The following is a 9469-nucleotide window of genomic DNA, read 5'->3' on the forward strand; positions in this document are numbered from 1 at the left end:
TACGAAGAAAAAACCGGGATACCACCAGTCGCCGTTTTTTCTCGCCTCTGTATAAACCGATGCTTGACAGGATGCGGCGGGGGCGGTATAATAGCTGGAAAGGCTGGCCCTTTAAATCGGTTCGGTGAAATCGGTAAGGGTCGATGATGAACGAATATAGACATTGTGTTTCAATCATGACCCTCGGCTGAGGGTTTTTTTTTGGCTGGTTGTTATGGATCAGAACGTGATTATCCTTGATAAAGCCGCGATCGAGCGCACGATCACCCGAATCGCGCATGAGATTATCGAGCGCAACAAAGGAGTCGAGGACGTGTGCCTGATCGGCATCCGGTCGCGTGGAGACATCATCGCGCGCAGGCTCGCGCAGCGCATCGATCAGATCGAGGCGGCGGAAGTGCCCGTGGGCATCATCGACATTACTTTGTACCGCGATGATATCAGCTCTCCACACGGCGCACAGCCTGAGGTCCAGGCCACCAAAATCAATTTTGATCTCAACGGGAAACGGATCGTGCTGGTTGACGACGTCCTCTTCACCGGACGTTCTACGCGAGCGGCCATCGACCAGATCATGGATTTTGGGCGGCCGAGAAACATCCAATTGGCAGTTCTAGTCGATCGCGGCCACCGCGAGCTGCCGATCCGGCCCGATTACGTCGGCAAGAATGTGCCGACCCGGCTCGACGAGCAAATCGTGGTCAGCCTCTCGGAAATGGACGGCGAAGATAAAGTCGAGTTGAGGAAAGAGCAAGACCGACCTCGCCAGCCGCATTGACGCGGGAAGAAACGAGAGCGGCTGAAGAGGAACATGGGACATTATCGGATTAAGGAGAGCGATGCGCTGGAACCGGAAAGACCTCCTCGGGATTGAGCCGCTTTCAGCCGAGGAAATCAATCACCTGCTCAATACCGCCTTCTCTTTCCGCGAGATCTCCACGCGCCCGATCAAGAAAGTGCCCGCGCTCCGCGGAAAGACGATCGTCAACCTTTTCTTCGAGCCAAGCACCCGTACTCGCACCTCATTCGAATTGGCCGGAAAACGACTAAGCGCCGACATCCTCAATATAACCGTTTCCGCCAGCAGCGTAGTCAAAGGCGAAACCCTTATAGACACCGCCGCAAATCTCGAAGCCCTCAAAATCGATATGATCATCATGCGGCATTCGGCCTCGGGAGCGCCCCATTTTCTCGCCTCGCATACGAAGGCCAGCATCATCAATGCCGGCGACGGCTGGCATGAGCACCCGACTCAGGCGCTGCTCGATATGCTTACGATCAAGGACAAGCTTGGTCGCATCGAGGACGTAAAAGTAGCCATCATCGGCGACTTGCTTCACAGCCGTGTCGGGCGCTCAAATATCTGGGCTCTCACCAAACTCGGGGCCGACGTGAGGGTATGCGCTCCACGAACTCTGATCCCGAGCTCCCTCGAAAAACTTGGAGTCAAAGTATACTGGGACGTCGGAGAGGCGATTCGCGACGCGGACGTGATCTACCTGCTCCGGATACAGCTCGAGCGTCAGAAAGCGAATTACTTCCCCTCGATCCGCGAGTATGCGCGCCTGTTCGGCATCGACCGCGAAAAACTCAGGCGCGCCCGCAAAGACGCCATCATCATGCATCCCGGCCCGATCAATCGAGACGTCGAACTCGCGTCCGATGTTGCCGACTCGCAGAACTCGGTGATCCTCGAGCAGGTGACGAACGGACTCGCCGTCAGGATGGCCGCACTTTACCTCTGCTCCGGGGGAGACATAGAAAGTGAAGATACTTATTAAAGGGGGACGCGTCGTCAATCCCCAGGCGCCAGCTTCACGGCTCGAACCGAAATCGGCTGAGCCGGCGCTGGATGCCATCATGGACGTGCTTATCGAGGACTCGACCATCATCAAGATCGGCAAGAACATCTCCGACGCGAACGCGAGAAGAGTCGACGCCGACGGCATGGTTGTCGCGCCCGGTTTCATCGATATGCACACGCACCTGCGCGAGCCGGGCAGGGAGGACGAGGAGACCATCGAGAGCGGCAGCCGCAGCGGCGTCAAGGGCGGCTATTGCGCGCTGGCCCCCATGGCGAATACCGAGCCGGTCGCCGATAATGTCGAGGTGATCAATTTCCTCAACGCGCAGGCGGAGAAATACGCGTGGACCCATATCTATCCCGTCGGCTCGGTCACCCGCGGCCTCAAGGGAGAGACAATCACCGAAATCGGCGAATTCAAGGAGGCAGGCGTCGTCGCGCTCTCCGACGACGGCCGCCCAGTCACCAACAGCAGGATTTTCATGCTGGCGCTGCAATATGCCGGCATGTTTAATCTTCCCGTCATCTCGCACTGCGAGGACGTTCACCTGACCGAGGGCGGCTGTATGAACGAGGGGCTGAATTCCACAATCCTCGGGCTGCCGGGAATGCCCGCCGCGGCCGAAGAGGTGATGGTCGCTCGCGATATCGCGCTCGCGCGATGGACCGGTGGGCGCGTGCACGTTGCGCACGTCAGTTGCGCGAACACCGTCGAGCTCGTTCGCCGCGCAAAATTCGAGGGCGTAAATGTGACCGCGGAAACCGCTCCACATTATTTCAGCCTCACCGATGACGCTGTCAAAACATACGACACAAACGCAAAAATGAATCCGCCGCTGCGGACGGCCGAGGACGTCGAGGCGGTCAGGCAGGGCTTGCGAGACGGCACGATCGACGCGATCGCGACCGATCATGCGCCGCACACGCACGTCGAGAAGCAGGTGGCCTTCATCGAGGCGCCGTTCGGCGTGATCGGGCTGGAGACGTGCCTTCCGCTCGTCATCACCAAACTCGTGGATGAAGGAGTGCTCACGCTTCCCGAGGCGATCGCAAAGCTCACGCTCGGACCGGCGCGAATCCTCGGGCTGTCCATGGGCAAAATCGAGACCGGCGCCCGCGCCGACATCACCGTATTCGATCCCGCCTCCGAATACAAAATCGACGTCAATACCTTCGAATGCAAGTGCCGCAATTCGCCGTTCAACGGCTGGCGCCTCAAGGGCAAAGCTGTCCACGTTATCGTCGCCGGCCAGCCGAGGCTCCTCGATGGGCGGCTGGTCGGATAGAGGTTCAAACGCCGATCAGGACCTTGAAAATCCCTTGGCTGTCAAAACGCAATGAGATGAATCGATTTTGGGTGAGGAGTAATCTATGTATGCAGAGAACCACTTTACGTTGGCGGAGACCAATTTACTATGTAGGGGCACGGCGTGCCGTGCCCTTTCCTGATAAACAGCAGGGCCCGATTTCATAAAGGCCACGTGAAGGAACCATTGTGACAGAACGACAAAAAGCCATTCTCGCTTTTTCCGACGGCCGATTCTTCGAGGGCGTCTCGTTCGGCGCCCGCGGCGAGCGCTCGGGCGAGGTCGTCTTCAACACCAGCATGACCGGCTACCAGGAAATCCTGACCGACCCCTCCTATAAGGGGCAGATCGTGACGATGACGTATCCGCTGATCGGCAACTACGGCGTGAACGAGGAGGACTTCGAGTCGCTGAAGCCGCACGTCGAGGGCTTTGTCGTCCGCGAATGCTGCCGCACTCCGAGCAACTGGCGCGCCACCCGCACGCTATCAGAATTCCTCGTCGAAAATGATATAATCGGTATCGAGGGCGTCGATACGCGCGCGATCACCAGGCATATCAGGCAGGCGGGCGCTCTCATAGCGGTGATCTCGACCGAGGATCTCGAGGCGGCAAGCCTGGTCGCAAAGGCGAAGGCTTCGCCCGGCTTGATCGGGCGCGATCTCGTGAAAGAAGTAACTTGTTCCGAAGAGTACCGAGTCGCCCCGCAGGGAGAGAGCCGGTTCCGTGTCGTCGCGTTCGATTTCGGGATCAAGCGGAACATCCTGAACAGTCTTTCGCGGCGCGGCTGCGAGATTATCGTTGTTCCCGCGCAGACGACGGCGGCCGAGGCGCTCGCACATCAGCCCGACGGCATTTTCCTGTCGAACGGGCCGGGCGATCCCGAAGGCGTCCCGAATGTGGTGCAGACGGTACGCGAGCTGATCGAGCGGCGCCCCACGTTCGGCATCTGTCTCGGCCATCAGATGCTCGGGCTGGCGTTCGGCGCAAAAATTCTCAAGCTCAAGTTCGGACATCACGGCGGCAACCAGCCGATCAAGAACCTGCGGACCGGCAGAGTCGAGATCGCGGCCGAAAACCACGGATTCGCGGTCGTGGCCGATACTGTGCCGGCGGACGTGGAGGTAACCCATCGAAATCTTAATGATAACACGGTCGAGGGCATGCGCCACCGCTCGCTCCCCGTCTTCTCGGTGCAGTACCATCCCGAGGCCTCACCCGGCCCGCACGACGCCTCGTACCTGTTCGACCGGTTCATCGAGGCGATGGAGAACAACCGGCGGTAATAGTGTGGCCGTCGAGGTACATTCAGGAGATTTGGAATTCCGGCAGGGCCGAATTCATTCCGCCGGTTTTGCAGTGCAATATGAAGGGGCAAAGGTGCACCTGCCGCGAAACATCAAACGCTCTGCACTGCATGACGCGTGCCCTCTTTGGCAAAGGGAACCCTCTCTTGCACAACGTGACGCATTCCCCCCTTTGACAAAGGGGGACTAAGAGACTGTCCTATAATGGGGTCGGTGCCGACGACAGAGCGGTATCGACAAGTCAGAGTGACCGTCATTCCTGCGAAAGCAGGAATCCAGGGTCTGGCAGAAGAAGACAAATCTCAATTATGGGACAGCCTCCTAAGGGGGATTTCAAAAATCAGCACACGCGTTTTGAAAGGAGTATTTTGAGAAACACAAAACTCTGGATTCAGTTTTCCATCGGCATCGCAATCGCGGTTTTCTTCATGTGGCTGTTCCTGCGAAAAGTGGACTGGGACAACCTGAAGCTGGCGCTCGCATCCGCTCGATACATTTACCTCATTCCCGCAATCCTGCTCGCACTCATGACCTACGTCTTTCGCGCTTTCCGATGGTATTACCTGCTTCACGAGCTGAAACGCATCCATTTCAACCGGCTGCTGCCGCCGATCATGATCGGGTTCATGGGGAACGCGCTCCTGCCGGCGCGCGCGGGCGAATTCATCCGGGCCTACCTTCTTTCGCAGAAGGAAAAGGTGAAGCTGACGGCCTCGCTCGGCACGCTTGTGGTCGATCGCCTTTTCGATACGCTGGTCCTGCTGATTTTGATAGCCGGCGTGCTCATGTTTTACCCGTTCGATGAGGAACTGTTCCTGCAGGCGACGGGGCGCTCGCTCGAGCAGGCGACCTTTTTCCTCGGACTGATCGCGACGTCCGGCTTCGCGGTGCTCGCCGGATTCACGGTGCTTCTGTACCACAAGAAGGATCTCGCCGCGCGAATTCTCGAGAAGGTATTGTTCTTTCTCCCCCACCGCATGCGGAGCGGAATCATCTCGCTGTTCATGTCCTTCACCGACGGCCTCCATATCTTCAAGAACTGGCGTCATATGGTCATCGCCGTGCTCATCACGATTGTCCAGTGGATATTCAACGCGCTGGCGTTCTATCCGCTCTTCTACGCGTTCGGCATCGGCGACAAGTTGAACGTCGTATCGACCGCGGTCGTCCTCGCGTCCGCAGCCGTCGGCGTCTGCATTCCGACCCCGGGCTATGCCGGTCCCTTCCATTTCTTTGTGCAGATCGGACTGCAGCTCTCTAACTCGAGCATCAGCAGTTCGGTCGGCGCCGCGTTCGCCCTCGTCGCGCACGCGGTCATTTTCTTCCCGGTCGTCATTATCGGAATCCTGTATGCGTTCAAGGAAGGCGTCTCGCTCGGCCAGATCGAGCGGACCTCGGAATCGCTCCGCGCAGCGGTGGAATAATACCCGACTGACAAGGAAGCAGGCTCAACCGAATCTTTGCTGTCGGCATTTTTTCACGAAACGCTCCGGCTGGTAACCCACTAGACCGGTCTGACGGAGCAACTGATGTGGTAAAATCAACCATCGAGTCAGGCCAGACTCCTTCGAGTGCGTTCCATGCTTTTTCACTGAAAGATCATTCGTGATAAAATGAAAAAACGCTGGTCAAAGGAGGCCTCGATTGGCCATTGATCCTCTTCTAAAAGAAAAGCGCGAAGAAATTCTCCAAATTGCCGAGCGACATGGAGCCCGGAACGTGCGGGTCTTCGGGTCGGCGGCGCGAGGCGAGAGCGGGCCGCAGAGTGACGTGGATCTGCTGGTGGACGTCGGCCCTGACAGAACCCCTTTTTTCCCGGGCGGTCTTTTGGCCGACCTCGAGGAGTTGCTCGGTCGAAAAGTGGATATTGTGACCGAAGAGGCGCTGCATTGGTACATTCGGGAGCGAATACTCGAGGAGGCTTTTCCCCTGTGATGGTTCCCGACGATCGGCTCTATCTGATCCATATCAAGGAATGTATACGTTCCATCGAGGATTATACTGCTGAAGGGAGAGAAGCTTTTTTCGCAGATAAGAAAACTCAAGATGCAGTTCTGCGCAATCTGCACATCCTTTCGGAGTCGACCCAACGTGTATCCCGGCCGCTGAAGGAAAAACATGCTGAGATAGATTGGCGCAGTATTACCGCATTTCGGAACGTTGTCGTTCACAATTATCTCGGGGTTGACCTGAAAGTCGTTTGGGATATTGTGCAACAAGATTTGCCCGATTTGAAACGCAAAGTTGATTTTATCTTGCGGCAGCTTGAGGGCTCATAGATTGAAACACAGGGCTTCTTAATCCTACCGGCGTAATATCAATACCTCTGTAGCGGCGGGTTTCAAACCCGCCCGCGGCCTATTGAATCGCGCCCCTGCAACACAATCACGAGTCGCAGGACAAACTACCCGTTCTTGAACGCCATATCTTTGCGCCATCTGCGCCTCTGCGGTTAAAAAGTGACGCTTTTGAGAGAGTCTTCTCCTACATTCGGGCACGTCGTTAATTAGTGACAGCGCGCCGTCAGGAATCCGACTTGGGGGTGGTCTCCTTCAGGACCCGGAGCAGTTCGGCGCAATATTTCTCCGGTTCTTCATACGGGATCATGTGACCCGAATTTTCAAACCACACGAGCTGTTTTCCTTGAGGCGCATCGAGTTGCTGATAATAGCGTTCCGCAAGCTCGAACGGCGTGTTGTAGTCGTATCGGCCCACAAAGAAATAGACGGGAACTTCAATACGGGGCGCTTCCTCGAACAGATTGCAGTTTATGCGCTCCGCCCACATACTTTTCGCGGAAAACTCACCTCCGCGGAAGAAGCGGAGGCCATCGAGCAAAGAATAATCCGGAGAGGTCAGCCCGATCTTAACGAAATTGGCGAACGTGAGGCTCTTGTTGTGCGAGACACCGCCGAAGCGGTCGAGCCATTTGCGCTGTATCCCCAACTCGCTGTGGCTGTCGTACGGCGGCGGCCCGATTCCCTCAAGCTCCTTGAGGGCGTTTTCGTCTGCGGATTTCCTCGCCATGTCCATAACGAACCGGTAAGAAATCTCTTCCTGCTCCCCTTTCTCAACAACCTGGCCGACGCCGACAAACGCGTAAAAAAGCTCGGGATGGCGCGCCGCCGTGAGAACCCCGATCTCGCTTCCCCACGAGTGTCCCACAAGATATATCTTCGGGACATGAAAACGCTCTCTCAACATCTCCGACAGCTCGCGGACATCGGAAACGAATTGGGTGCGATTCATTGAATCCACGGGAATGCGCCGGCTGTAGGATTTGCCGGCGCCTCGCTGGTCCCAATGCGCAACAATAAAATGCCGCGGAAGCTCGCCGTCGAAGTGGCGGGCAATACAAATATCGGCCGAACCCGGTCCGCCGTGAAGATGGAGCAAGACGGGATTCGCCGTGTCCATCCCGCGAATGAGAATCCATTGTTTCACGCCGCCGAGAACCACCTCTTCGAGCGAATCGATCCCATTCGGCGTCTGAATCCTTGTTTCTTCCCGGACCTTGTGCTGGAGGAAAGCCCTGTAGAGAAGGAGCGAACACAGGACGATTACGCACAACGACAGGAGCGGCGCGATGAAGTATTTCAGGATGAGTTTGAGAGTCTTCTTCACGGATCCCTCTTCGAAACCGCATAAACGAATCGAAAGAACAGATTACCCGTTGTTGAAAGCCATATCTCTGCGTCCTCGGCGTCTCAGCGGTTAAATATTCACTTCAGTGAATGACTTGCCTTTGCCGCCGACGAATAGTATCATCGCATATCTTGCGCTGTCAACTTCTCACCGCCTCGAGCACGCTGACTTCCGTAGCCGTCGGAACTATGCGGTTCAGCTTCAGGCCCGCCTCCGAGAACAAGCGCCGGTATTGCTCCTCCGTGCGCTCGCGACCGCCGACAACGAGCATCATCAGATCGAGCCATTTCCCGAAACACGGGCTGTTCCCGCGCGGGATCGCGATCTCGGCAACCAGCACCCTTCCCTCCGGGTTCATCGCCTCTTGGCAGTTGCGCAGGATTTTGACTGCATCGTCATCGTCCCAGTCGTGAATGATGTGCCGCAGCACATAGGCATTGGCGCCCTCGGGCACCGACGAAAAGAAGTCCCCGCCCACGATCCGGCAGCGGCCGTCCAGATTCAGGCCCGAGAAAATGGTTCGGGCGCGGTCGGCTACCGGCGGCAAATCGAACAGGATCCCCTTCACTGCCGGATGCCGCCGGAGAATCGATGCCAGTACCAGGCCGTTTCCGCCGCCGACGTCGATCACCGTTTCGAACCGAGAGAAATCGTACGCGTCGATCATCGGTTCGGTCTCAGCGACCGCGAAGCCCTCCATCGCGGCGTCATATATCTTGTGACGGTCGGGATGCTCGGTCATGTACTGAAAAAACGTCACGCCGAACGTCTTGCGGAACGCCTCGTTGCCCGTTTTGACGGCATGCAGCAGATTGCCCCAGGATTGGTAAAACTCCGCCCCCATCATGACCGCGAATGACTTGTGCAGGTCCGCCCTGTCGCTCCTCAGATGCTCGGCCAGCGGCGTAAGCGAGAATCGGCCGTGCTCGTCTTCCGCAAAAATGCCGATGCTGCCCAGTGCGCGCAGCACGCGATAGAGAGAGTTCGCGTGCGCGCCCGCGCGTTTCGCCAGCTCTTCAGCCGTCAGCGGCTTCTCAACGAGCAGGTCCGCAATTCCGAGTTCAGCGGCCACGTAAATGGCCTGCGTTATCCATGCGCCGACCAGCATCTGGCTCAGCGCCTGTTTAGTCGCTTCTTGTTCCTGAATTCCTGTGGTGCTCAATTCGTCTTAGCCTCCTTTTCCATAGGTGTCTCTTGTCAGCCGGTCCGGTCGTACGTACACGGCGTCTGTGGCGGGCGCATCAAAAAGTGCGCCTGCCCTTTTTTCTTTGGCCTCATAACGGACGAGACCAAACAACCAAAAATTTTTGGGTCCTCGCGAGAATTTGTGGGTAAGAGAAAGTCATAAATAATTGAAAAGCATGAACTAAATCCTGTATATCGAGTGTCTGATCAGGATGCTCGAA

General features: G+C 56.9%; 9 protein-coding genes. 7 read left to right on the forward strand and 2 right to left on the reverse strand.

Features of this window, described 5'->3' with window-relative positions; genetic code table 11:
- Nucleotides 1-214: 214 nt before the first annotated feature.
- The 7 genes from pyrR to C4520_04070 all read left to right on the forward strand — a co-directional run bounded on the left by pyrR (nt 215) and on the right by C4520_04070 (nt 6697).
- Nucleotides 215-778, forward strand: coding sequence for a bifunctional pyr operon transcriptional regulator/uracil phosphoribosyltransferase PyrR (pyrR, locus tag C4520_04040; protein ID RJP24503.1), 564 nt, complete (start codon nt 215-217; stop codon nt 776-778).
- Between the two features lie 61 nt (nt 779-839).
- Entirely contained in the window at nt 840-1781 is a 942-nt protein-coding gene (locus tag C4520_04045; protein ID RJP24495.1) for an aspartate carbamoyltransferase catalytic subunit, read from the forward strand.
- Nucleotides 1765-3090, forward strand: a complete 1326-nt coding sequence (locus C4520_04050; GenBank protein ID RJP24496.1) for a dihydroorotase — start codon at nt 1765-1767, stop codon at nt 3088-3090. Before C4520_04045 ends, C4520_04050 begins: the two co-directional genes overlap by 17 nt.
- Before the next feature lie 209 nt (nt 3091-3299).
- Complete coding sequence (locus C4520_04055; GenBank protein RJP24497.1) at nt 3300-4397, forward strand: carbamoyl-phosphate synthase small subunit; 1098 nt, start codon at nt 3300-3302, stop codon at nt 4395-4397.
- A gap of 329 nt (nt 4398-4726) precedes the next feature.
- The gene (locus C4520_04060) at nt 4727-5842 is read left to right on the forward strand and encodes a UPF0104 family protein (protein ID RJP24498.1); all 1116 of its coding nucleotides are present in this window, start codon (nt 4727-4729) and stop codon (nt 5840-5842) included.
- A gap of 220 nt (nt 5843-6062) precedes the next feature.
- Nucleotides 6063-6353 carry a DNA polymerase subunit beta gene (locus C4520_04065; protein RJP24499.1) on the forward strand — a complete coding sequence of 97 codons (291 nt, stop codon included), beginning with the start codon at nt 6063-6065 and terminating at the stop codon, nt 6351-6353.
- The gene (locus tag C4520_04070; protein RJP24500.1) at nt 6353-6697 is read left to right on the forward strand and encodes a DUF86 domain-containing protein; all 345 of its coding nucleotides are present in this window, start codon (nt 6353-6355) and stop codon (nt 6695-6697) included. The genes C4520_04065 and C4520_04070 overlap by 1 nt, the downstream gene beginning before the upstream one ends.
- A gap of 244 nt (nt 6698-6941) precedes the next feature.
- On the opposite strand, the gene C4520_04075 is transcribed toward C4520_04070, so the two are convergent.
- A complete protein-coding gene (locus tag C4520_04075) occupies nt 6942-8042 on the reverse strand; it encodes an alpha/beta hydrolase (protein RJP24501.1) in 1101 nt (366 codons plus the stop codon).
- Nucleotides 8043-8202: 160 nt separating this feature from the next.
- Nucleotides 8203-9171, reverse strand: coding sequence for a methyltransferase (locus C4520_04080; protein ID RJP24504.1), 969 nt, complete (start codon nt 9169-9171; stop codon nt 8203-8205).
- Nucleotides 9172-9469: the final 298 nt, after the last annotated feature.

This window comes from Candidatus Abyssobacteria bacterium SURF_5 (genome assembly GCA_003598085.1).
In the GTDB taxonomy this organism is placed as follows: domain Bacteria; phylum Abyssobacteria; class SURF-5; order SURF-5; family SURF-5; genus SURF-5.

What these genes read in the sequence shown, in the direction of transcription:
- C4520_04045 (RJP24495.1), top strand. Translation starts at nt 840, where the DNA reads ATGCGCTGGAACCGGAAAGACCTCCTCGGGATTGAGCCGCTTTCAGCC.
- C4520_04080 (RJP24504.1), bottom strand. Translation starts at nt 9,171, where the DNA reads ATGCTGGTCGGCGCATGGATAACGCAGGCCATTTACGTGGCCGCTGAA.
- pyrR (RJP24503.1), top strand. Translation starts at nt 215, where the DNA reads ATGGATCAGAACGTGATTATCCTTGATAAAGCCGCGATCGAGCGCACG.
- C4520_04070 (RJP24500.1), top strand. Translation starts at nt 6,353, where the DNA reads ATGGTTCCCGACGATCGGCTCTATCTGATCCATATCAAGGAATGTATA.
- C4520_04060 (RJP24498.1), top strand. Translation starts at nt 4,727, where the DNA reads ATGGGACAGCCTCCTAAGGGGGATTTCAAAAATCAGCACACGCGTTTT.